The 25,370-nt window shown below is 59.8% G+C and carries 24 protein-coding genes, 1 tRNA gene and 1 riboswitch; of the genes, 15 read left to right on the top strand and 10 right to left on the bottom strand.

The annotated features are described in order from the left end of the window. Positions 1-12: 12 nt before the first annotated feature. Positions 13-89, top strand: a tRNA-Met gene (locus FHT82_RS23715). Between the two features lie 220 nt (positions 90-309). On the opposite strand, the gene FHT82_RS23710 is transcribed toward FHT82_RS23715, so the two are convergent. Beyond that, positions 310-534 (bottom strand): hypothetical protein, encoded by a 225-nt coding sequence (locus FHT82_RS23710; RefSeq protein ID WP_183735146.1) that lies wholly within the window; start codon positions 532-534, stop codon positions 310-312. Positions 535-765: 231 nt separating this feature from the next. On the opposite strand from FHT82_RS23710, the gene FHT82_RS23705 reads away from it, so the two are divergent. Then, a complete protein-coding gene (locus FHT82_RS23705) occupies positions 766-1,833 on the top strand; it encodes a flagellin (RefSeq protein WP_183735145.1) in 1,068 nt (355 codons plus the stop codon). A 968-nt stretch (positions 1,834-2,801) separates the two neighbouring features. On the opposite strand, the gene FHT82_RS23700 is transcribed toward FHT82_RS23705, so the two are convergent. Next, positions 2,802-3,065 (bottom strand): DUF982 domain-containing protein, encoded by a 264-nt coding sequence (locus tag FHT82_RS23700; protein ID WP_183735144.1) that lies wholly within the window; start codon positions 3,063-3,065, stop codon positions 2,802-2,804. A gap of 205 nt (positions 3,066-3,270) precedes the next feature. Between FHT82_RS23700 and FHT82_RS23695 the strand changes: the two genes are divergently transcribed. Both FHT82_RS23695 and FHT82_RS23690 read left to right on the top strand, forming a co-directional pair. Then, positions 3,271-3,522, top strand: coding sequence for a hypothetical protein (locus tag FHT82_RS23695; RefSeq protein ID WP_183735143.1), 252 nt, complete (start codon positions 3,271-3,273; stop codon positions 3,520-3,522). Between the two features lie 120 nt (positions 3,523-3,642). Further along, on the top strand, positions 3,643-4,080 hold the full coding sequence (locus FHT82_RS23690; RefSeq protein ID WP_183735142.1) for a universal stress protein: 438 nt from the start codon (positions 3,643-3,645) through the stop codon (positions 4,078-4,080). 7 nt (positions 4,081-4,087) lie between these two features. On the opposite strand, the gene FHT82_RS23685 is transcribed toward FHT82_RS23690, so the two are convergent. Further along, positions 4,088-4,276 (bottom strand): hypothetical protein, encoded by a 189-nt coding sequence (locus tag FHT82_RS23685; RefSeq protein ID WP_183735477.1) that lies wholly within the window; start codon positions 4,274-4,276, stop codon positions 4,088-4,090. Positions 4,277-4,615: 339 nt separating this feature from the next. Here FHT82_RS23685 and FHT82_RS23680 point away from each other — a divergent pair, with 339 nt between their 5' ends. Next, positions 4,616-5,008 carry a hypothetical protein gene (locus FHT82_RS23680; RefSeq protein WP_246698219.1) on the top strand — a complete coding sequence of 131 codons (393 nt, stop codon included), beginning with the start codon at positions 4,616-4,618 and terminating at the stop codon, positions 5,006-5,008. A gap of 77 nt (positions 5,009-5,085) precedes the next feature. Here FHT82_RS23680 and FHT82_RS23675 read toward each other — a convergent pair whose 3' ends face one another. From FHT82_RS23675 to FHT82_RS23665, 3 genes are all read right to left on the bottom strand, one after another. Then, positions 5,086-7,473 (bottom strand): phosphoketolase family protein, encoded by a 2,388-nt coding sequence (locus tag FHT82_RS23675; protein WP_183735141.1) that lies wholly within the window; start codon positions 7,471-7,473, stop codon positions 5,086-5,088. Positions 7,474-7,545: 72 nt separating this feature from the next. Continuing rightward, positions 7,546-8,721 carry an acetate/propionate family kinase gene (locus tag FHT82_RS23670; RefSeq protein WP_183735140.1) on the bottom strand — a complete coding sequence of 392 codons (1,176 nt, stop codon included), beginning with the start codon at positions 8,719-8,721 and terminating at the stop codon, positions 7,546-7,548. A gap of 169 nt (positions 8,722-8,890) precedes the next feature. Then, a complete protein-coding gene (locus FHT82_RS23665) occupies positions 8,891-10,462 on the bottom strand; it encodes a bifunctional diguanylate cyclase/phosphodiesterase (protein WP_183735139.1) in 1,572 nt (523 codons plus the stop codon). Positions 10,463-10,876: 414 nt separating this feature from the next. Here FHT82_RS23665 and FHT82_RS23660 point away from each other — a divergent pair, with 414 nt between their 5' ends. After that, positions 10,877-11,230 (top strand): hypothetical protein, encoded by a 354-nt coding sequence (locus tag FHT82_RS23660; protein ID WP_183735138.1) that lies wholly within the window; start codon positions 10,877-10,879, stop codon positions 11,228-11,230. A gap of 337 nt (positions 11,231-11,567) precedes the next feature. Here FHT82_RS23660 and FHT82_RS23655 read toward each other — a convergent pair whose 3' ends face one another. Beyond that, entirely contained in the window at positions 11,568-12,113 is a 546-nt protein-coding gene (locus FHT82_RS23655; protein ID WP_183735137.1) for a histidine phosphatase family protein, read from the bottom strand. Positions 12,114-12,218: 105 nt separating this feature from the next. Next, positions 12,219-12,293, top strand: a riboswitch (cobalamin riboswitch). A gap of 50 nt (positions 12,294-12,343) precedes the next feature. On the opposite strand from FHT82_RS23655, the gene FHT82_RS23650 reads away from it, so the two are divergent. The 3 genes from FHT82_RS23650 (at position 12,344) to FHT82_RS23640 (ending at position 13,994) form a co-directional block, all read left to right on the top strand. Then, the gene (locus tag FHT82_RS23650) at positions 12,344-12,553 is read left to right on the top strand and encodes a CbtB-domain containing protein (protein ID WP_183735136.1); all 210 of its coding nucleotides are present in this window, start codon (positions 12,344-12,346) and stop codon (positions 12,551-12,553) included. A 13-nt stretch (positions 12,554-12,566) separates the two neighbouring features. Next, the gene (locus tag FHT82_RS23645) at positions 12,567-13,301 is read left to right on the top strand and encodes a CbtA family protein (protein ID WP_183735135.1); all 735 of its coding nucleotides are present in this window, start codon (positions 12,567-12,569) and stop codon (positions 13,299-13,301) included. 87 nt (positions 13,302-13,388) lie between these two features. Beyond that, positions 13,389-13,994 (top strand): hypothetical protein, encoded by a 606-nt coding sequence (locus FHT82_RS23640; RefSeq protein ID WP_183735134.1) that lies wholly within the window; start codon positions 13,389-13,391, stop codon positions 13,992-13,994. On the opposite strand, the gene FHT82_RS23635 is transcribed toward FHT82_RS23640, so the two are convergent. Beyond that, positions 13,979-14,641 carry a sulfite oxidase-like oxidoreductase gene (locus tag FHT82_RS23635; RefSeq protein WP_183735133.1) on the bottom strand — a complete coding sequence of 221 codons (663 nt, stop codon included), beginning with the start codon at positions 14,639-14,641 and terminating at the stop codon, positions 13,979-13,981. The genes FHT82_RS23640 and FHT82_RS23635 overlap by 16 nt on opposite strands. A 251-nt stretch (positions 14,642-14,892) precedes the next feature. On the opposite strand from FHT82_RS23635, the gene FHT82_RS23630 reads away from it, so the two are divergent. From FHT82_RS23630 to FHT82_RS23605, 6 genes are all read left to right on the top strand, one after another. Continuing rightward, positions 14,893-16,626, top strand: coding sequence for a sensor histidine kinase (locus FHT82_RS23630; RefSeq protein ID WP_246698221.1), 1,734 nt, complete (start codon positions 14,893-14,895; stop codon positions 16,624-16,626). Next, positions 16,623-17,978: a sigma-54 dependent transcriptional regulator gene (locus tag FHT82_RS23625; protein WP_183735132.1), complete on the top strand. Its 1,356-nt coding sequence runs from the start codon at positions 16,623-16,625 to the stop codon at positions 17,976-17,978. The genes FHT82_RS23630 and FHT82_RS23625 overlap by 4 nt, the downstream gene beginning before the upstream one ends. A gap of 353 nt (positions 17,979-18,331) precedes the next feature. Next, the gene (locus FHT82_RS23620) at positions 18,332-19,315 is read left to right on the top strand and encodes a tripartite tricarboxylate transporter substrate-binding protein (RefSeq protein ID WP_183735131.1); all 984 of its coding nucleotides are present in this window, start codon (positions 18,332-18,334) and stop codon (positions 19,313-19,315) included. Between the two features lie 97 nt (positions 19,316-19,412). Further along, on the top strand, positions 19,413-19,874 hold the full coding sequence (locus FHT82_RS23615) for a tripartite tricarboxylate transporter TctB family protein (protein WP_183735130.1): 462 nt from the start codon (positions 19,413-19,415) through the stop codon (positions 19,872-19,874). Positions 19,875-19,883: 9 nt separating this feature from the next. Next, entirely contained in the window at positions 19,884-21,389 is a 1,506-nt protein-coding gene (locus FHT82_RS23610; RefSeq protein ID WP_183735129.1) for a tripartite tricarboxylate transporter permease, read from the top strand. A 93-nt stretch (positions 21,390-21,482) separates the two neighbouring features. Continuing rightward, on the top strand, positions 21,483-22,658 hold the full coding sequence (locus FHT82_RS23605) for a M20 aminoacylase family protein (protein WP_183735128.1): 1,176 nt from the start codon (positions 21,483-21,485) through the stop codon (positions 22,656-22,658). Between the two features lie 6 nt (positions 22,659-22,664). Here FHT82_RS23605 and FHT82_RS23600 read toward each other — a convergent pair whose 3' ends face one another. Further along, positions 22,665-24,452, bottom strand: coding sequence for an adenine deaminase (locus tag FHT82_RS23600; RefSeq protein ID WP_183735127.1), 1,788 nt, complete (start codon positions 24,450-24,452; stop codon positions 22,665-22,667). Then, positions 24,449-25,369 (bottom strand): nucleoside hydrolase, encoded by a 921-nt coding sequence (locus FHT82_RS23595; protein ID WP_183735126.1) that lies wholly within the window; start codon positions 25,367-25,369, stop codon positions 24,449-24,451. The genes FHT82_RS23600 and FHT82_RS23595 overlap by 4 nt, the downstream gene beginning before the upstream one ends. Between the last annotated feature and the right edge of the window lies 1 nt (position 25,370).

The following is a 25,370-nucleotide window of genomic DNA, read 5'->3' as shown; positions in this document are numbered from 1 at the left end:
CGTTTGACCAGTGGCGGAGTAGCTCAGTAGGTCAGAGCAGAGGAATCATAATCCTTGTGTCGGGGGTTCAAATCCCTCCTCCGCTACCAGTCAATTCATTGTCCGACCCGGAGACATAGGTAACAATCCGTTGTAGCCGGACGCGATTTTTCGGAATTTTGACACGAGAAATCGGAATTTTTCGATTTCGTGAAACCGCCTTTAAAGAGCGTTTAAAGGCGGTTTGAAGATCCGTAGGGGATCAATAGACCTCGACCGCTAAGACGCTTCAGAAACGGGGTCTACATCGCAGGTGTAGGTGACGTGCTTCTAAGCTCCAAACCGGTTTTGAAGTTTCAGCTTGTCGCCGATGATCGTGACTATTCCGTGCTCCTGGTCTTTCCAACGGTATTTGCTGAATTTTGGCTCCGACCAGCTATCCGCCCACTCGAAGTCCCATTTGGCCAGTTTTTGAATTGGCGCGCTTCGGCGGGCTTCTTTTTGGCCTTGCTGCGTTGACGGCTGGAGGAATGCGAATCCCTGATCGCCCGCCACGCTCAACCCTGACGAGGCGGCAATGGAGAGGCCCGGTCAGCACGAGGGATTGGGCCTTTGCCTGCCCCTCAGAGGTTGGAACGTATCTGACCGCATGCTGCAATCTCATTGAAATCACAACATATCTTGCTCGGTGGTAACCTACTGTTAACCAACCCCGTCCGATAATGAACATCTCAAAGATGCATAATGCGCGCCTTCCTTGCTACTATAGATATTTGCAGACTCCGAATGTCGTCCATCTTCACGAACAACTCTGCCATTGCTGCACTTCAGACACTCCGCAACGTTAACAGTAGCCTTCAGGATACGCAGCAGCGCGTGTCTTCTGGCTATCGCGTCGACAAGGCGGCCGATAATGCCGCTTATTGGTCGATCGCTACCACGATGAGATCGGACAACAAGGCGACGTCTGCCGTGCACGATAGTATCGGCCTCGGACAAGCCATCCTGGACACGACCTACACTGGGATGAGCCAGATTATTGAAGAAATGTCTTCGATCAAAGCGCTGCTGGTCACCGCCAAAAGCCTTCCGACACCGGCAACGAGCAACACCACATTCTGGTACTCACCTGGAACCGATCCTCTTTACGAAGGATCTTCAGTTGCCAAGGTCGACGCGGAAATTGTCCAGCACTTTCGCCAGGTCAACTCGATCATCAACTCCTCATCCTACAATGGCGTGAACCTTCTCAGAAACGACACGACCGATCCTCTGCCCGGAAGCACAACGGAATTCGTCATCGGCTATAGCGGCGGCAAAGTACAGACGGCGAGCCTGCCGAAGAGCGACACGGTCATGGTCAATTACAACCGCAAGCTCGACGGTTTCTGGACGACCGTGGGCCACGAAGAATTCGGGCTGCTGGATGAACTGCTTCCCTTTGGCTACGCCAACAATTCGCTGACCTATTACGACAGCATCAGCGGCACAGTGCAGGAAATGCAGAGCGACTATTTTCTGCATGATGGGGAAAGCTACATGGCTCATGTGGGCGTATTCGAACGGCAGCAGGAATACGACAGTCTGATCCAGTATTTCGAAGTGCGAATGCAGGCCGTTCAAGCGGGTGCCGCTTCGGTCGGCTCGATGCAGAAACGCCTCGAGATGCAGGAAGAGTTCACCAAAGGGCTGATGGAAGATACGACGACGGGCATTGGTCGGCTGGTGGATGCAGATATGGAAGAGGAATCTTCAAAGCTGACGGCGCTGCAGACGCAGCAGCAACTTGCCGTTCAATCGCTATCGATCGCGAACAACGCGCCCAAAAATATTCTCACGCTCTTCCGAGGGTAGTACCTGTCAAACGATGATGTCAGATGATTGATGGGGCGGTGGTATTGGCAGCCGGGCAAACCTCGTCGAAGAGGTCGAGCCGCTGAAAGGCCCGGATTTCGGGCGAAAGACGAGGTCTGTCCGAGGTTTTCCCTGCAGGGCAAACGTCAATATGGATTTCGGGTCCGTTTCAGTAGTGCTTGGGGGTCCGCCAGAAACCAGCACTTCAAATCCAGGCTCCAATGAAATCAATCATTTGAAGGCGGGTTGAGCGGCTTTAAAAGGCTTTTCAAAGCCCGTTTGTGATTATTTTTGAAGGTGCGCTATTTTGCCATCGGATCGGCTCGAATTCTCGCAGCGGCGTGTCAAGACTTACATCGCGGCTTTTACCGCCCGCCTTCGCAAAAGCCCTTAACCCCTAAAATCCCAGTTATTCCGGTTACTGGTCTCAAACATCAGGCGTCTCTCTATTGGGCGGTTAGCCAAGAGGTATTCATCCTCTCAACCGCTACATTGACAATTGGATCGTCCCTCGTCTCCCGTAATCAGAAAAGACGAAATTGAGAGCATGGACCCTATCGCCACCATCATCAAATGAGTGGGGCGCTGCCTGAGGGCGAAGAAGCTGCCAAGGGCATTTGGCGGAATCTCAAGAAGAAATTGAAAAGGGTGGCCTCCGGTCAGGGAGAGACACCCTCTTCGTACTGACTCTGGACGAACAGCAGAGTGGAAACTAGCGGACAGACCGCGGTCTACAATCGGACCAAAGTCCGATACCGCACCGTTTTTTATAAGGGCTCAGTGAGCGCGACGAGAAGCAGATCCGGCAATCAGAGCCTTCCTCAAAGCGACCTCCGGCACCGGAATACGAGGGATGCCGGAGCCTAGACGCTAGAGTACGAAACATTGTTGGAAGCAACACACAACGCAGATATGGTGGGAGGCGGAGGCCCGCACCCAAAGGTAGCGAGCGCTGTCGTGCTGAACAGTCAGTTCAGCACATCGATAGCCGTAACGCCAGCCTCGTTTGCGGCACGAATTATCGCCGCTCTGAGTTGCTCCGGTCCAGCGTTGCCCTTCACGACGTCCAGACAGATTTCAATCGCAGCAAGAAACGCCTCTCCGTCATTGCAGGGGAACTCGTTTATGAGCGCGTTGGCGGCTCCCATGGCCGTCCTGACGGAAAAGATCCTGTCGGGATCCTTAAAGAGAAGAATCACCGGATCAAATTCGATCGAGGTGTCCCATTCCATTACACAATACTCCTGATGGGATGGCGTATTGTTAACGATGCAAGAGACGTACCAGTGCAAGCGACGGTTTATTTTGAGGCAGGCGCCGTCATGACCACAACGGACCTCCGCTACCACTTGTCCTCGAAAGCAAAACAATAAGTGCGCCGTAGCGGCGCAGACGCTATAATTTCGACCGACAGGTGCACTGTACCGGGGATCTGCAATGAAATACGCCGTTGTCGCAATGCTTCTTCTGGCTCCCGGCTGCAGCACGACGACGCAGGACCAGCCGATCCCGGGCAGCTTGACCTATGGCGGCAAGGTTATCCATTCGCCTTATAAACCCGGCACTGTCATCAAGCACACGTTTCTCGGAGAGTTCGGTTATCGGGAATTCGAACGTTATGTCGTTCAGCCCGACGGCACGCTGAAGCTTGCTTCGCGGATCACGAGCAAGGATTTCCTCTGGAATTGATAAGATATGTCCTGGAGTCCTCTTGAACGGGGGCTCGGCGTTGACCTGCGTCAAGGCGCGGGATTACGATTGCGGTTGAATTCCCCTTCATCTGACTTCAGCCAGCAGAACGGATCTCCTATGTACAATCGCATATTGCTGCCCACCGACGGTTCGGAACTCGCCGCTCGGGGTGTCGATCATGGTCTTGCGCTTGCCAAGGCGCTCAACCTTCCCGTGACAATCGTGAGCGTCATCGTGCCGCTGACCGGTTTTGCGCTCCAGGGGATCGTGCAGGCGGAAGCGATGGACAGCTACAACGAGGGTCGTCGGAAAGAGATCGAGGATCTGAAGCAGATCATTGGGGAAAAGGCGAAGAGCGTCGGTGTGGTCGCCGACTTCGTCAGCAAGGTGCACCTTTCGCCGGCCACGGCCATTCTCGAAACGGCGGCGGAGCAGGGTTGCGGCCTGATCGTTATTTCTTCGCACGGCCGCCGCGGAATCTCGCGGCTCATGCTCGGTAGCCAGACGTCCGAGGTTCTTTCCGAGGCGGGTATTCCAGTCCTGGTCGTAAAGTAAAAAAGGCTCAGTTTTCCGTCAGCGCCGCGAGGGGTGTCGTGCGCTCGGCGATGTGATCTGCCGTCTTGGTGGACACCGCTCCGCTTTTCTCGCTGTTGTCGTCGGCTTCGTTGCGGCTGCCTGCCTCCGGTGTCATGTAGAAGGCCAGCGTTTCCTCCAGGCGGGAGGCAGTGAGGCTGGTGGCGAAACCCTTCATGGCTTTCCTCGGCGGTGTTTCCAGTTGTGGAATTTCATAGCCTACGTTTCAGTGGGTTCGGAACATGGGCTGAAAGGTTGTCACCAACTTTCGAAGACCGATGAGCATTTCCATTTTCCCCGAAATACGGAACGCTCCATCTCTTTGTTTTCACGTGATTCCGGACGCAGAACTTTTGCTGGAATTTCTTTAGTCGCTGATGAGTTCGAGGCAGAATTGGATAAAGGCGTTGACCTTGGCCGGTATGTGATGCCGGGAGGGATGGACTGCGTAGAGCGGGCTCGATGGAACATCTTCCCGCCAATTTGGTTTCTCTCGCACAGATTGGAGGATCAAGCGATGACCCAATATGGTGACGACAAGAACCGAATTGTGGATGAGAATACAGGCATGCCGCTCGGGCAGGCATCCTATGAAGAGGAAAAAACGCTTGCCGATGAGCGGCGCAGTGTTTCGCTCTGGGGTGTGCTGGCAGCTGGAATTCTGGTCATTCTGATCGCTGCGGCGAGTTTTGCCATCTGGCCAGGCACGACCAACGAACCGGCTTCGACCGCGTCCACGGCCCAGGACCCGATCAACGCACAGCCCTCGGGCCAGGGCACGTTCGACAATAATCCGGCAACCGGCTCCATCAAGCCGCCGGAAGCCACCGACCGCGATCCGACACCTGAGGGTAGCGGTGGTGGTCCGACGGGCGTGACCACGCCGAGCGGCACGCAGAACGCACAATAATATTGTGACCCTGCATCACGGCTGGGGAAGGGCTGCGCGGTTTCCGTGCGGCCCTTTTCATGTAGGTTAACTTCCTCTCAGGCCGCGGGCCATTTCCAGTTGCGAACGTCGGGCATATCCTCACCATATTCGCGGACATAGGCATGATGCTCGACGAGCTTGGCTCTCAGGCTTTCCAGCACTTCCGGCACTTTTCCCTTCAGGCCCGAAACGCGCTCGATCGCCTCGATCGCGAGGTGGAAGCGGTCGAGCTCGTTGAGCACGGTCATGTCGAAGGGCGTGGTCGTCGTGCCCTCCTCTATGAAGCCGCGCACATGGATATTGCGGTGGTTGGTGCGTTTATAGGTCAGCCGGTGGATGAGGTAAGGATAGCCGTGATAAGCGAAGATCACAGGCCTGTCCGACGTGAAGATCGCGTCGAAGACCTCGTCCGTTAGGCCGTGCGGATGCTGGTCCTTCGATTGCAGGGCAAGCAGGTCGACGACATTCACCGTGCGGATCTTCAGTTCCGGGACATGCTGGTGCAGAAGATCGACGGCGGCGAGCGTCTCCATGGTCGGCACGTCGCCGGCACAGGCCATGACGACATCGGGCGCCACCGTATCGTCCTCATGGCTCGCCCAGTCCCAGATGCCGATACCGGTTTCGCAATGCTTCACCGCCTCATCCATGGTCAGCCATTGCGGTTCGGGCTGTTTGCCGGCAACGATGACGTTGATGCGGTCATAAGTCCTAAGGCAATGATCGCCGACCCAGAGCAGGGTGTTGGCATCCGGCGGCAGGTAGATGCGGACGATATCGGCCTTCTTGTTGGCGACGAGATCGACGAAGCCGGGGTCCTGATGCGAGAAGCCGTTGTGGTCCTGCCGCCAGACATGCGAGGTCAGCAGATAGTTCAGCGAGGAGATCGGCTTCCTCCATTCCAGCTCCCGGGTGACCTTCAACCATTTGGCATGCTGGTTGAACATCGAGTCGATGATGTGGATGAAGGCCTCGTAGCAGGAAAAGAGACCGTGCCGGCCCGTCAGCAGGTAGCCTTCCAGCCATCCCTGGCAAAGATGCTCGCTCAGAACCTCCATGACGCGGCCATTGCGGGAGAGGCCGACATCATAAGGTTCGATCTCCTCCATCCAGACGCGGTCGGTGACCTCGAAGACGCTGCCAAGGCGGTTTGATTCCGTTTCGTCGGGGCCGAAAATGCGGAAGTTCGCATTGGCCTTGTTGAGCGTCAGCGTATCACGCAGGTAGTGGCCGAGGATTTCGGTGGATTGCACCATAGCATCGCCGCGCTTTTCCACCTTCACCTCATAGGCGCGGATATCGGGTGCGATCAATTCCTTGCGCAGAATGCCGCCATTGGCATGTGGATTGGCGCCCATGCGGCGCTCGCCCGACGGGGCAAGTGCCCGCAGTTCCGGCTTCAGCGTGCCGGAGGCATCGAAGAGGTCTTCAGGATCGTAACTGCGCATCCAGTCTTCGAGAATTTTCCGGTGTCCGTCATTCTCCCGGCAATTGGAGACCGGCACTTGATGGGCGCGCCAGAAGCCTTCGACCTTCTTGCCGTCCACTTCCTTCGGGCCAGTCCAACCCTTGGGGCTGCGCAGCACGATCATCGGCCAGCGCGGGCAGGCCTGCGGCGCCTTGCCGTCGCGAGCTTCCTTCTGGATGGCGCGGATATGGTCGAAGACTTTCTCGAAGGTCGCGGCCATCTGCTGATGCATTTTGGCCGGTTCGTGGCCTTCGACGAAGAAAGGCTCGTAGCCGTAGCCTTCGAAGAGATGCATTAGATCCTCGTCACCGGCACGACCGAGAACTGTCGGGTTGGCGATCTTATAGCCGTTCAAATGCAGGATCGGCAGAACGGCGCCGTCGTGGGCGGGGTTCAGAAACTTGTTGGAATGCCAGCTTGCCGCCAGCGGGCCGGTTTCGGCTTCGCCGTCGCCGATGACGCAGGCGACGATCAGATCGGGATTGTCGAAGGCCGCGCCATAGGCATGAACGAGCGCATAGCCGAGCTCTCCGCCCTCATGGATGGAGCCGAGCGTTTCCGGCGCCGCGTGGCTCGGAATCCCACCGGGGAAGGAGAACTGGCGGAAAAGCTTGCGCATGCCCTCTTCCGTCTCGGTTATATCGGGATAGATCTCGCTATAGATGCCTTCCAGATAGGTATTGGCGACCATGCCCGGCCCACCATGACCGGGACCGCACATATAGATGATATCGAGATCGCGGGCGCGGATGACACGGTTCAGATGCGCGTAGATGAAGTTGAGGCCAGGTGTCGTGCCCCAGTGGCCGAGCAGGCGGGGCTTGATATGTTCGGGCTTCAGGGGCTGGCGCAGGAGAGGATTGGAAAGAAGATAAATTTGGCCGACTGAGAGATAGTTGGCGGCGCGCCAGTAGCGGTCGATGAGCGCGAGTTCTGCGTCTGAAAGAACTGATGGAGTCGAGACATGCTTTTCCATGGATTTCTCCCGTTTAAACTTGTTCAACGTCAATTCTAGCGGCCAGCGTCGGCACGCACTTGATCTGGATCATCAGGAGCGAAGAATAGAGAGCGCCTCCTGCGCGATGATCTGTTCCTCGTCCGTGGCAATGACATGCGCCGTTATGCGGCTCGAGGGTGTCGTGATCGTGAAGCCATTGGCTGCATTTGCCTTTTCGTCGACCGTAAGGCCGAGCCAGCCGAGATGCCGGATGACTGCCGAGCGGATCTGCGGCTGGTGCTCGCCGATTCCGGCGGTAAAGACGATGGCGTCGAGCCCGCCGAGTGTCACCGACATGCGGCCGATCTCGCCAGCGATGCGCAGCGTGAAGAGGTCCAGCGCCTCGCGCGCTTCCGGGCTTGCGTCCTCAAGAAGGTCGCGAGTATCTGCGTTGATGCCGGAGACGCCAAGCAGGCCGGAGCGATAGTAGAGCATGTCTTCCAGCTGATCGACGGACTGCTTCTTTTGCTGCAGCAGATGCAGGATCACGCCGGGATCGAGCCAGCCGGGCCGGGTGGCCATGGGTATGCCATCCAGCGTAGAAAAACCCATGCTGCAGTCACGGCTGACACCGTTTTCCAGAGCGCAGAGGCTTGCGCCGCTGCCGAGATGGGCGGCGACGATCTTCGCTTTATTCGATAGCCTGCGGCTGACCTCGCCAGCGATGAATTTGTAGGAGAGGCCGTGAAATCCGTAGCGCTTGATACCTTCGTCGTGAAGCGCGCGCGGGATGGCGAAGCGGCGGACGAGGTCGATCTGCGTGGCATGAAAGGCGGTATCGAACGAGGCCGTTTGGGCAAGATGCGGTTTCAGGTGCTTCAGCGCGCGGATGAAGCGAAGCGCCTGCGGTTGATGAAGGGGTGCCAGCGGCGTAAGCGCGTCAATCGCTTCGATCGCGGCATCATCGAGCGGCGTCGCTGCGGTGAAGCGGTCGCCGCCGTGAACGACGCGGTGGCCGGCAGCGCGCACGGTGCCGACCTCGAAATGCTCCGACAGCAGCTCGAACGTCTCGTCGATGACGGCATGCAGGTCATCGGTGAGTTCGGCCTTCAGCGGCATGTCGAAGGTTTGCGGACCTTCCTGCAGACTGAAGGCGAAGGGTTCGGCGCGGAAATCGATCACGCCCTTGCCGATGCGCCGCACCTTGCCATCCTCAATGGAAAAGATGCCGATCTTCACCGTTGAGGAACCGGCATTGAAGGTCAGGAGAAGATCGGTCGACGGCATGTTGCTTGATGCTCCCGGCAATCGTGACGATGAACGAACTTAGCGTTATCGCGTCGGGTGGGAAGCCTCTTCTGTCCTGGCGAGCAATTTTTGGTTGTCGATTCAGTCCCCGGAAGGCGTCAGGCGAGGGGTGACGAACCGTTTCGCACTCTTGCTGGAATCGTTCTCCTCAGGCCGTCGAGGCCAAGCTGGCATTTTGACTTTCGATGAGGATGCCCGCTTCTGCGGCGGGCATCGCCTTGCCGAAGAGATAGCCCTGGCCGATGTCGCAGCCAAGCTGCAGCAGATAGGTTAGCTGGGCATGTTCCTCGACACCTTCCGCCGTCGTCTTGATGTTGAGACTTTTTCCGAGAGCAAGCATGGCGCGGACGATTTTTTCCTGCTTCTCGTCTTCCCGGCAGGTGGCGATGAAGCTCTTGTCGATCTTGATCTTGTCGAAACGGTAACGGGCAAGCTGCGCAAGGCTCGAATAGCCCGTGCCGAAATCATCGAGCGCGATCTGTACGCCCGCCTCATGCAGTTCATCGAGAATATGGGCGGCGATCGCCGGATCCTGGATCAGCGCGTTTTCGGTGATTTCCACCTCCAGCCGTCTGGCAGGCAGGCGACTTGCCGCGAGCACCTTGAGGATGCGCGAGGCAAGCAGTTTGTCCTCCATCTGCACAGGCGACACGTTGAACGAAAGCCTGACGTGATCAGGCCAGGCAAGCGCATCGCTGCAGGCTTGGGTGAGGAGGTTTTCGAACAGTTCGGTGATCATGCCGGTTTCTTCGGCGATGCCGATGAAGACCGGAGGCGGAATATTCATGCCGTCTTCGTCGGTCCATCGTGCCAGTGCCTCGAAGCCGCAGACGCTGCCGCTTCTGAGATCGATCAGCGGCTGGTAGTGGGTCTTGATCGCCTTGTTCTGAATGGCGCCACGCAGCTTGGTCTCCAGCGATGCGCGTTCCGCTACTTTGTCCTGCATGGACGGTTCGAAGACCAGTTGATGATTGGGGCCGCGCGATTTTGCCTCATACATGGCAAGGTCGGCGCGGTGGGCAGCGTCCTCCAGCGGCTCTGCGCCTTCGCTCCAGCGGTCGTAGCCTACACTGGCGCCGACCTCGACGGCAAAACCGTCGATCAGGATGGGGCGTGTGACCGCCTGGATGAGCACTTTGGCAAACCATTCCTCCCGCGCCGCGGTCATGCCGAGGGCGATGATGATGAATTCATCGCCACCGAAGCGGTAGACGCAATCGGCATTACCCAGCGCGCAGATGCGCTTGGCCACTTCGACCAGCAGGACATCGCCGCCTTTGTGGCCAACGAGATCGTTGACTTTCTTGAAACCATCGAGATCGACGGAGAAGATCGTGACGTTGTTCCTTGCCTCGTCGGGAATATTGCCTTCCTTGTCGGTAATCTTGGGCAGGATCTTGCGTTCGAAGGCGTAGCGGTTCGGAAGCTTGGTCAGATGGTCGTGGGTGGCAATCCAGTCGGCGCGGGCCTGGGCGGCATCGCGAAGCAGCATCTCCTTGCGAAGATCGGCAATGCGCAACACGGAATAGATGAAACTCATCGCGCCGGCGATGCCGAGGGCGAGCACAAACTTGTCGGCGCCGTAGTCCTCGAAGTTGCTCATGAAGCTGACGAGCCAGCTATCGACATCCAGCAGGGCGCCTGAAATCCATAGCGCTGCACCGAGCGCCATGATCGTCAGACATTGCCTTCCCGCCCTGGTCCTGAAGAATTCTGGCATCAGCTTCTCCATCTCCATCCCGCGGCGGAAATATCATGAAAGTCTGAAATGTTTATTGAAACCTGGAGGCGAATTGTTGGAGAACATGCTACGCATTCGGTCGCACTCTCATCGAAAACGAGCGCGCCTTTCGTGCCGTACAGCCTTCGACATGGCGCAAGAGACATCGAATTTTTCCAGCAATTTCAAACCTTTGTCCGCTAGCCGCTTTATGCCTTCTAACGGATGCACCCGGATGTCACGGCTCCCGGCGATCTGCCGTTCGATTTTCCCGACCTTTTCGCGGCCGTGGAAGGGGCAAAGCACGTGCCGGCCGAACTGGAGCTGAAAGTTGATTGCACCCGGCCGTCCTGAGCGGAACCAATGCGCTGCTCAAGCCGTTTTCCGGGACTGTTCACGAGAGAGGACGATCCCATGCAACTTGTCGGCACCCAGGTCATCCCCGCCTATGGCAGCAAAGGCGGTTTTACGGTTGAATTCGTGGGCGACGGTGGCGAAGTCGTCTCCGTGCAGATCAAGAGTGATCGCGGCCAGCAATTGAACCGGCTGAATGCGGTGGAAAAGGCGAGAGAGGTTATGAGGCGCTTCGCCACCGCGCCAATCCGCGAGGGCGATAACGAGCGACCAGCCGGGTTAGGAAACGCTCGTTCGCGGGGTGACGAGGAGGAGATGGAAGAGCAACTGGACGAGGGACTGGAAGGCACTTTTCCCGCCAGCGATCCGGTCTCGATCACCCACACCGCAATACCAAAGGGCAGCAAACACTGATCCGCCGGCCCCTCGCCGGCTCAGCCCGTTCATCTCGGTCACTCAGGTCCAGCAATAAGATCGGCAAAGAGAAAGGCGAGCGGCCGCAGCGCGCCCGCCTTTGACGTACTCTGACTTTCAGGCGACGTTGATCAGCAATGGTAGGCTGATCATTACGCCGACGAGAACGGCGACAACAGTTGTGACACGCACGATGCGCAGACGCCGCGTACGCTCCCCACTCCAGTCATAGGTCATTTTTCGTCTCCTCGGGGAAGGACGTAGAGCCCGGAATTCCGGGTCCAATATGTATGACCGCGTTTGCTTGTGTAAGGCTGGACTAATTTACGAGGAATGTTCAGAAACGCAGCGACCAACGGCGGCCGTCGTGCGTCATGCGCGCCATGCCGAGCGGCTGGATATCGATCGTCCAGAAGGCGGCCGGCGGTGCCTTCAGCACATTCAGGATCGCAGCGCGGATGACGGCTGCATGGGTAACCGCGATGACACGGCCGCCGAGCGGCATTTCCTCATTCATCCAGCTGGTGACGCGCCTGCCAAGCTGTTGCAGGCTCTCGCCCTCGTGGGGAGCAGCTTCGGGATCCGACATCCAGAGAGCAAGGTTTTCGGGCTCTTCGGAGTGAAGGCTCATGAGCGGCCTGCCGGCCCAGCGGCCGTAGTCGCAATCTCGCAGAGACGGCGCAACGGTCGCTTCGAAACCCAGCATCTCGGCCGTCTGCCGGGCGCATAACGCCGGGCTCGTAAAAACCCTGTCTGCCCTTCCTGGTGTCGGCATCGCGGCCTCGCCCAGGGTCTTTTCCTCCAGTGGCTCATCGACCGGAAAGGAGGCGGTGCGATTTGCCGCCGTGGCGCCGTGGTTTATCCATGTGAGCCGGGTGGTCATATTACGCGCGCCCTCCGGAGATAGGGCGGGATGGCCGCCGCCCGCATATGAAGTTTCGTTGACAGTCTCTTTGACGAAAAGATATAACCGTGACGTTGCGGGTTTGGAAGCCGGTGAAAGTCCGGCGCGGTCGCGCCACTGTGACCAGCGTGTCGAAATTCTTCGCGTTGGAAGTCAGACCCTACTGCACACACGATTTTCGACTGAACGCGTCATTCCAGGAGGAATATATGTCTGACACCACTTTCGCGCCCATCGCGTCACCCGCGCCGATCCCCGTAGGCCAGATCCTGCCTTGGGCAATCTTCGGCGGCCTGCTGATGCTCATCGCCATCTATTTCGTCGGTACTGAAGAGGGCGCAATGGCGCTCTTCAACGGCATGTATGTGCACGAATTCGTGCACGACGCCCGCCATCTTCTCGGCTTCCCCTGCCACTAAGGGAGGTCCTCACATGGTTGGAAATCTTCTGCTCCGCGGTATGGTCGCGGGCCTGATTGCTGGTATCTTGGTTTTTGCCTTCGCGCGCTTTTTCGGGGAGCCGCTCGTCGATGCGGCCATTGCCTTTGAAGAGGCTACATCGCAGGCAGCCGGCGCGGCAGCCGAACCAGAAATCGTCAGCCGTGCCACACAGGCAGGCCCTGGCCTCTTTACCGGTGTCATAGCTTATAGTGTCGCCGTTGGCGGGCTATTCGCGCTTGTCTTCGCTTTCGTGCAGGGCCGCTTCAGCAGCCTTTCGGCACGCGGCACTTCTGCCGTCATCGCGGCCGCTGCTTTCGTCGCTATCGACATTGTTCCGGCAATCAAATATCCAGCCAACCCGCCGGCTGTCGGCAACTCGGATACGATCAGCGTTCGCACCGAGCTGTTCTTCCTGATGATCGTCGTTTCCGTGGCCTCGATGGTTGCAGCAATTGCTCTCGCGCGACGGCTGACGTCGAACTACGGCGCCTGGAATGCGGCGATCATTGCCGGCGTTCTCTTCATCGTCTTCATAGGCCTCGTGGAATATCTGCTGCCGCCGGTCAACGAAGTGCCGGAGAATTTCTCGGCCATGTTACTGTGGCGCTTTCGCACGACGACGATCGCTATGCACATGATCCTCTGGTCGGTGCTCGGCCTTGGCTTCGGCGCGCTGGCGGAGAGGCGCCTCGGGGTGAGGACCGGGTTTCGTTCGGCTTATCGATAGGATGGCAGGCAGGGGTTTCGACAGCTCCCTCTTTTCTCATGGGCCTGTCGGCTCGCGGTTAGCCGTATCGAGACGTTGGGGCGTCTTATGAAAATCGCGTTGCATTCCATCTGTTTCGGCCTTGCCCTGCTGACCGCGGGCATTGCATCTGCGCACAGTCGCAGCGGCGAGGGCAGCCATGCCGGCCTGCCGGTACCTGAGATCTCTCACGGCGAGATGGCGGTCATTTCCGATTATCACACGCGCATTATGGCTCTCGCCTCAAGGGCAATGGATACCAGCGAGCCTTTTCGGCGCGTGCTGAACTATGCCGAAATCCAGTATTCCTACTGTCTCTGGGGTGGGGTACCGGGCAGCGTGACAGATGAAGAAAGCCCGTTCAACGAATGCGCGCATGCCTATCTCGCCGCGACAAAGGCGGTGCTCATGTCATTGCGCGACATGCCGCAGGAGGCGGCTGCGGCAGGGGAGATTGCATCGGACGTCGATGCCGACATGGTCAGGCGCGGCCTTTCACTGGTAACCTGCCGCTTCAGTGGAGAAGGTTTCAATACCGCCGATGTGGTAGGTCCGCGCTGGAGTGAAATCCCGCTGCATCCGGCGAGCATGGCTTCGCTGAGCGGATTGGCAGCGATCCTCGCCTTAGGGTCCTTTGCTGTCAGGCGGTCTCTTCGGCTTCAGTCTTCCGAATAGCGCTGCTCGCGCCACGGATCGCCATACATATGGTAGCCGTTCTTTTCCCAGAAGCCGGCCTTGTCGGCCGGCAGCAGATCGATGCGGCGCAGCCATTTGGCGCTTTTCCAGAAATAAAGGTGCGGCACGACGAGGCGCATCGGTCCGCCGTGATCGCGGGTCAGCGGCAAGCCCTCCCATGCGGTGGCGAGAATGGCGTCTTCGGCAGCGAAATCGGAAAGCGGCAGATTGGTCGTATAGCCATCATAGCTGGTCAGCATGACGTAACCGGCTTCCGCTTTCGGCATGGCGAGATCGAGCAGGTCGCGGGTCGAAACACCCTTCCATTTATTATCGTAACGCGACCAAGTGGTGACGCAGTGGATGTCACTGACCATCGCGCTCTGCTCCAGTGCCTGAAAGGCCGCCCAATTCAGGTCCAGCGGTGTCTCGACGAGGCCACCAACCTCCAGGCGCCAGCTATCGATGGCAATGATCGGTTGCTGGCCGAGGTCGAGGACCGGCCAGTTTTTGACCAGATGCTGGCCGGGTGGCAGGCGCTCGGTTTCCGGGCGGCTGATGCGACCGGTCAGAAATTTTCCCTCGGCCGCCCAGCGGCGCTTGGACGTCGTGAGCTTGCTGTCATCGGGGATCTGGTCGTCGCTCATGAGGGTCTCCTTGCGGTGCAGCAATCAGACATCCGCGCCTGACATGTGTCAAGTTTCGGCGCCTCTTGGAAATCCTAACCGTGCTCATTACACTCGGAGGCGTCGGGTTGTGCCTCCACGAGGAGCGGAGGCGGAAAGGGAGGAGCGAGACTCTGTCTTCGCGCTATCGTGTCATTGTGGCGCTCTGCGCTGCACCCTTGCTTGTTTTCGCTTTCTTCTATTACGGGAGCGCGGTCGCTACGCGCGCCTATATGGGTGAAGCCTCAGCGCAGGCGGGTACGGCGCTCAGGCTTGCGGTTTCCGCACTTAGCGGCCATCTCAGCCGCTACGAGGCCTTGCCGGCGCTGATCGCCGATCACGACGATATCAAGGATCTCGTCACCCGGCCGGATGATCGGTCGCTGCGCGACAATGCCAATCTCTACCTAAAGGAAATCAACGGGCTCCTGAAATCCTCCGACATCTATGTCGTGCGGCCGGATGGTGAGACGATCGCCGCCAGCAATTTTGACAACCCCGGCAGTTTCATCGGTGAAAACTTCAGCTACCGACCGTATTTCCAGGAGGCGATCGGCGGGCATCATGCACGCTTCTACGCACTCGGCACGACCTCGCTGAAGCGCGGCTATTATTTCTCTTCGCCGATCTGGGTCGAAGGGGAAATCCGCGGCGTCATCGTCTTCAAGGTGGATATCGATGTGATCGAATCCTCCTGGAGCGGCGGTGAGTACCGTATCTTCGTCTCCGATCCCGAGGGCATCATCTTCATGTCTGACAGTCCGGACTGGCTTTACGGGGCGATTCTGCCCCTGAGTGCAGATCGCGTGGCGCGTACCGAGGCATCGCGGCGTTATGCCAATGCCAAGCTCGTCGAGCTGCCGGTCATCCGCCATCGCTTCGAGGATCATGACCTGATGACGCTCGCCGGCGATCGCAGGCAGAGCGAATATCTCGTCCTTTCGCATTACATGCCGGCCGAAGACTGGACGGTGAACGTGCTGATGGACACGAGTTCCATCCGGACGCAGGCCCGCACGGCGCTGGTTGTGGTCTTTCTTGTTCTATGCATTGCCGCGCTGACATTCGCCATTCTGCGGCAGCGGCGCGTGCGGCTTGCGGAGCGCCTGCAATTGCAGGCCGAGGCGCAGAACGAGTTGGAGCGGCGGGTCGATGAGCGCACGGCCGACCTTGCTCGCGTCAACAGCCGCATCGAGGAGGAGATCGCCGAGCGGCGTCTGACAGAGCAGCAGCTGCGCCAGACACAGGCCGATCTCATCCAGGCGGGCAAGCTTGCCGGGCTTGGGCAGATGTCGGCGGCGCTCTCGCATGAGTTCAACCAGCCGCTCGCCGCCGCCAAGACTTACACGGACAGTGCCGCCGTTCTGCTGGAGCGCGGTCGCACTGCCGAAGCGCAGGATAATATCCAGCGCATCGGCGGGCTGATCGACCGCATGGCCTCGATCAGCCGGCACCTGCGCAATTTTGCGCGCAAGCCCAATGAGAAGCTCGGTCCGGTACCGCTCGACGAGGCGATCCGCGACACGTTGGAGATCATCGCCTGGCGGCTGAAGGCCGCTGATGCCGATCTCCGGCTGCATCTTGGGGCGCGGCCGCCGGTGGTCAAAGCCGGCTCGGTGCGTCTGCAGCAGGTGCTGGTCAATGTGATCTCGAATGCGGCGGATGCGGTCGAGGGGTTGGAGGATCGGCGTATCGAGGTTTCGGCATCCGAAGAGGCGGGCAGGGTGATCCTGACCGTACGCGATCATGGGCCGGGCGTGCCGCCGGCGATTACGGAGCGTATTTTCGATCCCTTCTTCACCACCAAAGGCGTCGGCAAGGGGCTCGGGCTCGGGCTTTCCATCTCCTACAACATCATCAAGGATTTCGGTGGCAGCCTGACCGTCTCCAACCATCCGGAGGGTGGGGCAGTATTCCGGATCGAGCTTTCGGCGGCGGCAGGCATGGTGCCGGAGGCGGCGGAATGAACGAACAGAAGATATTGCTCGTCGACGACGAGGAGGAACTGCGCCGTTCGACGGCGCAGGCGCTGGAACTATCGGGTTTCAGCGTCGAGACGTTTTCGAACGCGGATCATGTGCTGGAGCTGATCGGCTACAGTTTTCCGGGTGTCGTCGTCACCGATATTCGCATGCCCGGCATGGACGGCATGACGCTGATGCAGAAGATTCGGGAGCTCGATACTGAAGTGCCTGTCATTCTCGTCACCGGCCATGGCGATGTGCAGCTTGCCGTCAAGGCGATGCGCGAGGGTGCCTATGACTTCATCGAGAAGCCGTTTACGCCGCAGATGCTTGCCGGCGTCATCCGCCGCGCCATGGAGCGGCGCGGCCTCGTGCTTGAAAACCGGCTGCTGAAGGCAGTTGCCGGCAAGCGCGATGATATCGAGGCGCGGCTGCCTGGACGCACCCAGATCATGGTCGATCTGCGATACCGCATCCGTGCGATCGGGGCGAGCGATGCCGACACGCTTATTGTCGGTGACACAGGAGCCGGCAAGGAAGTGGTGGCGCGTGCGCTGCACGATATCAGTGCAAGGGCGAGCCGACCGTTCATCGCCATCAATTGTGCGGCACTGCCGGCAAACCTAATCGAAAGCGAGCTTTTCGGCCACGAGGCCGGCGCCTTCCCGGGCGCGGTGCGGCCTCGTTACGGCAAGTTCGAACATGGACGCGGCGGCACCATCCTTCTCGATGAGATCGGCTCCATGCCGGTCGATCTGCAGGCGAAGTTCCTGCGGGTGCTGCAGGAGAGGGTGATTTCGCGGCTCGGTTCGAACGAGATCGTGCCGCTCGATGTGCGATTCATCGCGACAAGCAAGGTCGATCTGGAAGCGGAGGTCGCTGATGGACGGTTCCGCGCCGATCTTCTCTATCGCCTGAATGTCGCGACCCTTCACGTGCCGTCGCTTTCGCAACGCCGGGCAGACATCCCACTGCTTTTCATGCAACTCGTCAGGGAGGCGGCAGCACGCTACGGCAAGGATGAGATGGCCGTGCCGCCGGATGTGATTTCCGACATCGGGCAGCGCGAGTGGCCAGGCAATGTCCGTGAATTGCGCAATGCCGCTGACCGTTTCGTACTTGGCCTCGACGGGGGCTGCAGGCAGGCCGAGGCTGCGGGGCTTGCCGAACGTGTCGCCGAATTCGAGCGCGGCGTGATTGCAACTGCGCTTGTCGCCCATGGCGGCAGCCTGAAGCCGGTCTATGAATCGCTCGGCATTTCGCGCAAAACGCTTTATGAGAAGATGCAGAAATACGGTCTCGACAAGAAGCTGCTGGCCAATGAGATGACCGGCGAGACGCGCCGCGAGCTCTGATCCAATTCCGATTTTTTGAATGCGGTCACCTGTTTCAGGGTGTTAGGGCTCCAAGTTCATCGGTGCCGTCTCCGGCGGTGACCGCAAATTCTTTCCAACCTCAAATCGCTGCTGGAAACCGGCGAGGTCGTTCTGCCGCCCAACCGGTCAGGACAACGATGGGTGGATTTCCACCCATCGCTTTAACCAATTGTTTCCAAATCAACCCATGCTGCGGCGCACTGTCGCAAAATCGTCGTTCCTTTCTTCGCGCCGCGATTGCGGCAGCCAGTCGCAGGCGTGCAAATGAGCCATCCGAGCCGGTGCGGAGGATGTGCCGGCGGGACTAGTCATTTTCATCAGGGAGGAAAACGATGAAAATCCTGAAGGCCATGCTTGGCGTGACCGCCGCCGCTGCCGTTTCGCTTCTCGCTCACGCCGCTTCGGCGCAGACCTATCCCGAACGCAGCATCACCATGGTCGTGCCTTTCTCCGCCGGTGGACCGACCGATACTGTTGCGCGCCTCGTTGCCGAATCCATGTCGAAGGATCTCGGCCAACAGATCGTCGTTGAAAACGTCGGTGGGGCTGGCGGCACGCTCGGTGCTGGGCGAGTCGCCGATGCCGATCCGGACGGCTACACGATCCTGCTGCACCATATCGGCATGGCGACCAGCGCTACGCTTTACCGCAAGCTCGCCTATGACACGCTGAACGCCTTCGACTATGTCGGTCTCGTCACCGATGTTCCGATGACGATCGTTGCCCGCAAGGATTTCGAACCGGCCGATCTGAAGGGCCTGATCGACTATGTGAAGGCGAACAAGGACAAGGTCACCGTCGCCAATGCCGGTATCGGTGCGGCATCCCACCTTTGCGGCATGATGTTCATGAGCGCCATCCAGACACCGCTCACGACCGTTCCCTACAAGGGAACCGGCCCGGCCATGACTGACCTTCTCGGCGGCCAGGTCGATATCATGTGCGACCAGACGACCAATACGACGAAGCAGATCAAGGGCGGTACGATCAAGGCCTATGCAGTGACATCGCCGGCCCGCCTCGATGTGCTCAAGGACATTCCGACCGCCGTCGAAGCCGGCCTGCCGGGCTTCGAGGTTGGCATCTGGCACGGCATTTACACGCCGAAGGGCACGCCGGCCGAAATCAATGAGCGCTTGTCGAAGGCGCTGCAGGTCGCGCTGAAGGACCAGAACGTCGCCGCCCGCTTTGCCGAGCTCGGCACCGCTCCGTCTTCAGAGGCCGATGCGACGCCGGCAGCGCTCAAGGCGAAGCTTGAGAGCGAGATCGCCCGCTGGAAGCCCGTCATCGAAGCTGCCGGCGAATACGCGGACTGAACCCGACCGCATCTACACCCTCCTCCCGATCGGGAGGAGGGTGTCTGCGTAATTCGATGTCCGTCGCGACGCTCCATCTCCAACACCAGGAGACATCATGAAATCTCTCAGTTTCGACACCACCAATGTCATCTGCGGCGCCTTGCTCGCCGCAACCGGTGCCTTCTTTGCCTATCAGTCGCTGAACCTCGAAATCGGTACAGCGCTGCGCATGGGACCTGGCTACTTCCCGCTCGTCCTGTCCGGCATCCTCGTGCTGCTCGGCCTGATCATTCTCGTGCAGGCGGTGCGGGTTCAGGGGGAGCCGATCGAGCCGTTCGCCTGGCGCGGCATGCTCTTCATCCTGCCGGCGCCGGTCTTTTTCGGACTAACAGTTCGCGGGCTCGGTTTTGCGCCGGCAATTTTCCTGACGGCCTTCATCGCCTGCTTTGCATCCAGTCGCATGAACGTGCTGTTCGCGCTGGTTCTTTCGCTGCTGCTGGCGGTCTTTTCGGTTGGGGTCTTCAGCTATGCGCTCGGGCTGCCGTTCGAACGTTTTGGCCCCTGGGTCCGGTTCTAGGAGGCGGGTATGGAACTCTTCAGCAATCTCGCTCTCGGTTTCTACACCGCGGCAAGCCCGGAAAACCTGTTCTTCTGCCTGATCGGCGTGCTGCTCGGCACGCTGATCGGCGTGCTGCCCGGTATTGGCGCCACGGCAACGATCGCCATGCTGCTGCCGATCACCTTCCAGCTCGAGCCGGTCTCCTCGCTCATCATGCTCGCCGGCATCTATTACGGCGCACAATATGGCGGCTCGACGACGGCAATCCTCATCAACATGCCCGGTGAATCTTCCTCGGCAGTGACAGCCATCGACGGCTATCAGATGGCGCGCAAGGGCAGGGCGGGTGCGGCGCTTGCAATTGCCGCGCTCGGCTCCTTCTTCGCTGGCTCGGTATCGACCTTCCTCGTGGCTGTCTTTGCTCCGCCACTGACGGCGATTGCACTGCAATTCGGTTCGGCCGAATATTTCTCGCTGATGATCGTCGGTCTCGTATCCTCGATCGCGCTGGCCCATGGCTCGGTCGTCAAGGCGCTGGCAATGGTGGCGCTTGGACTGCTGCTCGGCCTCGTGGGCACGGATATCTATACCGGTACGCCGCGTTTCACGCTCGGCATACGCGAATATGCCGACGGCCTGAATTTCGTGGCGCTTGCCGTCGGCGTCTTCGGTATTGCGGAAATCCTGCGCAATCTGGAAGGTGAGAAGACCCGTACGGTGCTGATGGCGAAAGTCTCCGGGCTCCTGCCGTCGAAGGAAGAGTTCAAGGAGATGATCGCGCCGGTCATTCGCGGCACAGTCATCGGCTCGGCGCTCGGCATCCTGCCGGGCGGCGGGGCGATCCTCGCCTCGTTCGCCTCCTATACGGTGGAAAAGCGTGTCTCCAAGAGGCCGCAGGAGTTCGGCCACGGCGCGGTCGCCGGCGTTGCAGGGCCGGAATCGGCCAATAATGCCGGTGCGCAGACGTCGTTCATTCCACTCCTGACGCTCGGGATTCCGGCAAATCCGGTCATGGCGCTGATGGTCGGCGCAATGATCATTCAGGGCATCGTGCCAGGACCGAACGTGGCGACGGAGCAGCCGGCACTTTTCTGGGGCATCATTGCCTCCATGTGGATCGGCAACCTGATGCTCGTCATCCTGAACTTGCCGCTGATCGGCTTGTGGGTGAAACTCCTGACAGTCCCCTATTACGTGCTATTCCCCGTCATCATGGCCTTCTGCTCGATCGGGGTCTACAGCGTCAATTCCAACGTTTACGACCTCTATGCCGTAGCCTTCTTCGGTCTCATCGGCTATGTGCTCGCCAAGCTTCGCTGCGAGCCGGCGCCGCTCTTGCTCGGCTTCGTACTCGGGCCGCTGCTGGAGGAAAACCTGCGACGGGCCATGATCCTGTCACGCGGCGATGCGATGACCTTCGTCACACGGCCGATCAGTGCCATTCTGCTGGCGATCGCCGTGGCGGTGCTGATCATCGTCTTCCTGCCGAGCGTCAAGCGCAAGCGTGAAGAGGTCTTCGTCGAAGAGGCGTGAGGGCTTGCGCTGACGGCCCGTTTGTTGAAAAAAGAGTGATCTGATGCGGGCGCCGTCGGGCGCCCGTTTTCGTTTTACAGGATATCCAGGCTCATGAGCATTCCCGCCCGGATCAGCAACGATCTGCCCTTTCTGACCTCCCTCCGCCGAGACCTCCATGCCCACCCCGAACTCGGCTTCGAAGAGGAGCGCACCAGCGATGTCGTCGCCAAGCTTCTGAAGGAGGCCGGTATCAAGGTGCATCGCGGCCTCGGCAGTACCGGTGTCGTCGGCACGCTGCAGATCGGCAATGGCACGCGCACGATCGGGCTGAGGGCAGACATGGACGCTCTCGCCATGCCGGAGACAGCGGAGCGGCCTTATAAATCGACAGTGCCGGGCAAGATGCATGCTTGTGGTCATGACGGGCATACGACGATGCTGCTCGGCGCGGCGCGCTATCTCGCCGAAACGCGCGGGTTTTCCGGCACGGTTCATTTCATCTTTCAGCCGGCCGAGGAGGGCCGCGGCGGGGCGAGGCGTATGGTGGAGGAGGGGCTGTTCAAGCAGTTTCCCTGCGATGCCGTTTATGGGCTGCACAATATGCCCGGGCTTGCCGTTGATGAGATCGCTGTCGTCGGGGGGCCGCAGCTTGCCTCATCCGATAGCTGGCGGATCACCTTCCGAGGCACTGGCACGCATGGCGCAAAGCCGCATCTCGGCCGCGATCCGATCACGGCTGCCGGCACTTTCCTGTCGTCTCTTCAGACGATCGTCGGCCGTGTCGTCGATCCGCTTCAGCCGGCTGTCGTCAGCGCCTGTTCGGTACAGGCCGGTAATCCCAAGGCATTGAACGTCATTCCTGATATCGTCGAGATCGGCGGAACGGCGCGCGCCTATTCGCCCGAAGTGCGGGACCAGCTCGAAACGGAAATTGGCCGCCTGGCGCAGGGTACGGCCGCGATGTTCGGTATTTCGGTAGACTATGAATTCGAACGCCGTATTCCGCCCGTCGTCAATGATGCGGATGCGACTGCACGGGCGCTCGGTGCTGCGCAGGCGGTCTTTGGCGAGAAGGTGCGTACGAGCTTTCCGCCATCCACCGCCGGCGACGATTTCGCGTTCTTCGGGCAGAATGCTCCAGGCTGTTATGTCTGGCTCGGCAACGGTCCGGCTGTCGATGGAGCGCTGCATCACAACACTGCCTACGACTTCAATGACGAGGCGCTCGGATATGGTGCGGCTTATTGGGTGTCGCTGGTGGAGCGGGAACTCAAGGCTGAGGCGTAGGCTGCCTCAGAAGATCTCCAATATCGGGCTTTCCAGCACCTTGCCCGTGATGACGTCGGCAATGCCGCGGTCGGTCTGGTGCGGGCCGATATTGCAGGCAAGCGTCGCGCCGAAGCAGGCCTTGAAGACCAAATAGGGCGGCTTCCAGTCGACGACCTTCTCCATGGCCTTGCGGATGGCAGCGAAGCCGTTGGCGGTTTCCTGCAGGGAGGCATCGGTTACGAGGCCGGAGAGCGGCAGGGGCAAGAGGACTTCGACGCGGCCGTCCTTTACCACGGCCATGCCGCCGCCGACTTCGATGACGGCGTTTGCTGCAAACGCCATGTCTCGCGCATTTCCACCGAAGACGGTGAGGTTGTGGCTGTCATGCGAGACGGTCGTGCAGAAGGCGCCGTGCCATTCACCCCAACCGGTCAGGAAGCCGACACGCGGCTTGCCATCTGCCAGTCCGTGGCGATGTGCGACCGCGAGCATGGCGCTGCCGGTCGGCGGCACGACGAAACCGTCGCGAATATCTGCCTCGGCTTCGCCCCACTGGGTAAAGCGCGGGCGGTCGATCGTTGCGAGGCGTACCTTGCTTCCTTTCGCGGGAATGCGGAAATCATCGTCGGCAAACGGTGCGAGCTTGACCGACTGCATCAGCGGACCGGCATCGAGTGGCTGGATCGGATCCTTCACTGCGCCATCTTCGGCAACCAGGCGGCCATTGGCGATGACGGCGCGGGCTTTGAATTCGCTCATATCCTCGAACAGCACGAGATCGGCGCGGCGGCCAGGAGCGATCAGGCCAAGATCGGAGCGCTTCAGCCGCTGGGCGGCGTTGAAGGTTGCCGCACGCAGCACCCATTCCGGGCGCATGCCGTAACGCACGAGGCGGCGCACCACATCGTCAAGGCCGCCATTCTGGTAGAGCTCATCGGGGAAGACGTCGTCAGTGCACAGCGTGACGGTCGGCGGAAGGTGGCCGATGCCATCAAGCGCATCGACGAATTCCTTCAGCAGATGATCATGAGAGCCACGCAGCTCGATCGTCATCCCGGCTGCGAGCTTCTGCAGGAGGTCAGCGCCCGAGGTAAGTTCGTGATCGGAGGTGACACCAGCGGCCATGAAGGCATTGAGGTCGTCACCCTCCAGCCCGCGGGCATGGCCGCAGACGAGCTTGCCGGAGGTTAGGCCGGCATTGACGATTGCTGTCATGCGCGGGTCGCTGTCGATGACGCCTCGCATGTTCATGACCTCAGCGACACCGCCGATCACCGGAGAGCGCAGCAGCTCGGTGATGAGGTTGGCATCGAAATCCGCGCCAGCCAGTTCAAGCCCAGGGGCAGAGGGAACGCAGGAGGGAGCAAGCAGGATCATGCGCAGCGGCAGATTGCGCGAAGCTTCGATCGCCCAGCGCACGCCGTCAAGGCCATGGACATTGCCGAACTCGTGCGGGTCCCAGACGATCGTCGTGACGCCGCGCGGCAACACGGCTTCAGCATATTCGGCCGGCGTGACCATCGAGCTTTCGATATGCATATGCGTATCGATAAGGCCGGGAGAGATGATGCTACCGGTCGCGTCGATTACATCAGCGGCATCGGTGCGGCTTGCTGGCGCGTGCACGCTCGCAATCAAAGCACCGACGAGGCCGATATCGGCCTCGCGGGTCAGGCCGGTCACGGCATCGAGGATACGGCCGCCGGTAACGAGCATATCGAAGGGGCTGTCGCCGCGGGCCGCAGCGACGGCGCGGGCGCGGAAGGCCGGTTCGTTGAGATCGGCGGGTTCCTGGCGCAAGTTGGCGGTCATTTGCGGGCCTCGTTGACCAGGGCGGCGAGAATGATGACACGCGCCATATCGGCGTCGATGTCGGCAGCGAACTGTGCATTGAACGTTGCATGGGTGGCACGGGTTTCAACGATCGTACGCCCACGCGTGTGCTGTCCCTGTAATTCCACATCGATGCGGGCAGGGCGGAAGCTCACCACCTGCGGAGCGACGAAGGCGACGGCAGCCGAAGGGTCGTAGATCGCCATGGCGGGGCGACCGCGGCTGGTGCCGATCCTGATATAGCCAGCGAACATGTCGGCGATCAGTTCGGCATTTGCGCCGCCGGCAGCGCGCACTGGATCGGCATCCTCAGCCTTGGCAAGCACCTTGCGGCAGAGATCGAGATCGACCATGCGTAGCGGCAGCTTGTGGGCGATGACGATCGCCAGCGCTTCCGGATCGGCGAGCGCATTGAATTCTGCAGAGGCCGTGTGGTTGCCCGAGGTGACGCCGCCGCCCATCCAGACGAGTTCGGTGATGCGGGTTGCCAGATCGGGCCGGGCGAGCGCCAGCGCGGCGATATTCGTCAGCGGACCAAGCGCCAGGATGCGATGCGGGCCTTCCAGCTCCAGCCAGCGGCAGAGGGCAAGGAAGGCATCGCTGTCTGGCAGGATCGGGGTCGGCGGCAGGTGTTTTCCCGTCGTTGGAATACCGCTTTCGCCGAGGATCGCCTGCGCGGTCTCAAGTTTGCCGAGCACGGGCATATCCCGGCCGGTATGAATCGGAAATTTCCAGCCGAAGGCCTTTGCAGCACCCGCTGCATTGGTGCGTACCTGCGGCAGCGGCGCATTGCCGAAGACCAACGAGACGCCATCGATGTCGTGCTCGGCGTTCATCACCACCATGATGGCGGCGATGTCGTCGAAACCCATGTCCGTGTCGATCCAAACACCCATG

Source organism: Rhizobium sp. BK275, from assembly GCF_014193555.1.
In the GTDB taxonomy this organism is placed as follows: domain Bacteria; phylum Pseudomonadota; class Alphaproteobacteria; order Rhizobiales; family Rhizobiaceae; genus Rhizobium.
Note: the sequence above shows the minus strand (reverse complement) of the source record. Positions and strands in the feature narration are given on the sequence as shown.

Bases quoted from the DNA above. Each gene is read 5' to 3' on its own strand.
- FHT82_RS23605 (WP_183735128.1), top strand. From the start codon at position 21,483: ATGAGCATTCCCGCCCGGATCAGCAACGATCTGCCCTTTCTGACCTCC.
- FHT82_RS23660 (WP_183735138.1), top strand. From the start codon at position 10,877: ATGCAACTTGTCGGCACCCAGGTCATCCCCGCCTATGGCAGCAAAGGC.
- FHT82_RS23705 (WP_183735145.1), top strand. From the start codon at position 766: ATGTCGTCCATCTTCACGAACAACTCTGCCATTGCTGCACTTCAGACA.
- FHT82_RS23615 (WP_183735130.1), top strand. From the start codon at position 19,413: ATGAAATCTCTCAGTTTCGACACCACCAATGTCATCTGCGGCGCCTTG.
- FHT82_RS23665 (WP_183735139.1), bottom strand. From the start codon at position 10,462: ATGCCAGAATTCTTCAGGACCAGGGCGGGAAGGCAATGTCTGACGATC.
- FHT82_RS23675 (WP_183735141.1), bottom strand. From the start codon at position 7,473: ATGGAAAAGCATGTCTCGACTCCATCAGTTCTTTCAGACGCAGAACTC.
- FHT82_RS23650 (WP_183735136.1), top strand. From the start codon at position 12,344: ATGTCTGACACCACTTTCGCGCCCATCGCGTCACCCGCGCCGATCCCC.
- FHT82_RS23630 (WP_246698221.1), top strand. From the start codon at position 14,893: ATGGGTGAAGCCTCAGCGCAGGCGGGTACGGCGCTCAGGCTTGCGGTT.
- FHT82_RS23635 (WP_183735133.1), bottom strand. From the start codon at position 14,641: ATGAGCGACGACCAGATCCCCGATGACAGCAAGCTCACGACGTCCAAG.
- FHT82_RS23600 (WP_183735127.1), bottom strand. From the start codon at position 24,452: ATGACCGCCAACTTGCGCCAGGAACCCGCCGATCTCAACGAACCGGCC.
- FHT82_RS23655 (WP_183735137.1), bottom strand. From the start codon at position 12,113: ATGACCACCCGGCTCACATGGATAAACCACGGCGCCACGGCGGCAAAT.
- FHT82_RS23690 (WP_183735142.1), top strand. From the start codon at position 3,643: ATGTACAATCGCATATTGCTGCCCACCGACGGTTCGGAACTCGCCGCT.
- FHT82_RS23645 (WP_183735135.1), top strand. From the start codon at position 12,567: ATGGTTGGAAATCTTCTGCTCCGCGGTATGGTCGCGGGCCTGATTGCT.
- FHT82_RS23680 (WP_246698219.1), top strand. From the start codon at position 4,616: ATGACCCAATATGGTGACGACAAGAACCGAATTGTGGATGAGAATACA.
- FHT82_RS23640 (WP_183735134.1), top strand. From the start codon at position 13,389: ATGAAAATCGCGTTGCATTCCATCTGTTTCGGCCTTGCCCTGCTGACC.
- FHT82_RS23700 (WP_183735144.1), bottom strand. From the start codon at position 3,065: ATGGAATGGGACACCTCGATCGAATTTGATCCGGTGATTCTTCTCTTT.
- FHT82_RS23620 (WP_183735131.1), top strand. From the start codon at position 18,332: ATGAAAATCCTGAAGGCCATGCTTGGCGTGACCGCCGCCGCTGCCGTT.
- FHT82_RS23685 (WP_183735477.1), bottom strand. From the start codon at position 4,276: ATGAAGGGTTTCGCCACCAGCCTCACTGCCTCCCGCCTGGAGGAAACG.
- FHT82_RS23595 (WP_183735126.1), bottom strand. From the start codon at position 25,369: ATGGGTGTTTGGATCGACACGGACATGGGTTTCGACGACATCGCCGCC.
- FHT82_RS23610 (WP_183735129.1), top strand. From the start codon at position 19,884: ATGGAACTCTTCAGCAATCTCGCTCTCGGTTTCTACACCGCGGCAAGC.
- FHT82_RS23695 (WP_183735143.1), top strand. From the start codon at position 3,271: ATGAAATACGCCGTTGTCGCAATGCTTCTTCTGGCTCCCGGCTGCAGC.
- FHT82_RS23625 (WP_183735132.1), top strand. From the start codon at position 16,623: ATGAACGAACAGAAGATATTGCTCGTCGACGACGAGGAGGAACTGCGC.
- FHT82_RS23670 (WP_183735140.1), bottom strand. From the start codon at position 8,721: ATGCCGTCGACCGATCTTCTCCTGACCTTCAATGCCGGTTCCTCAACG.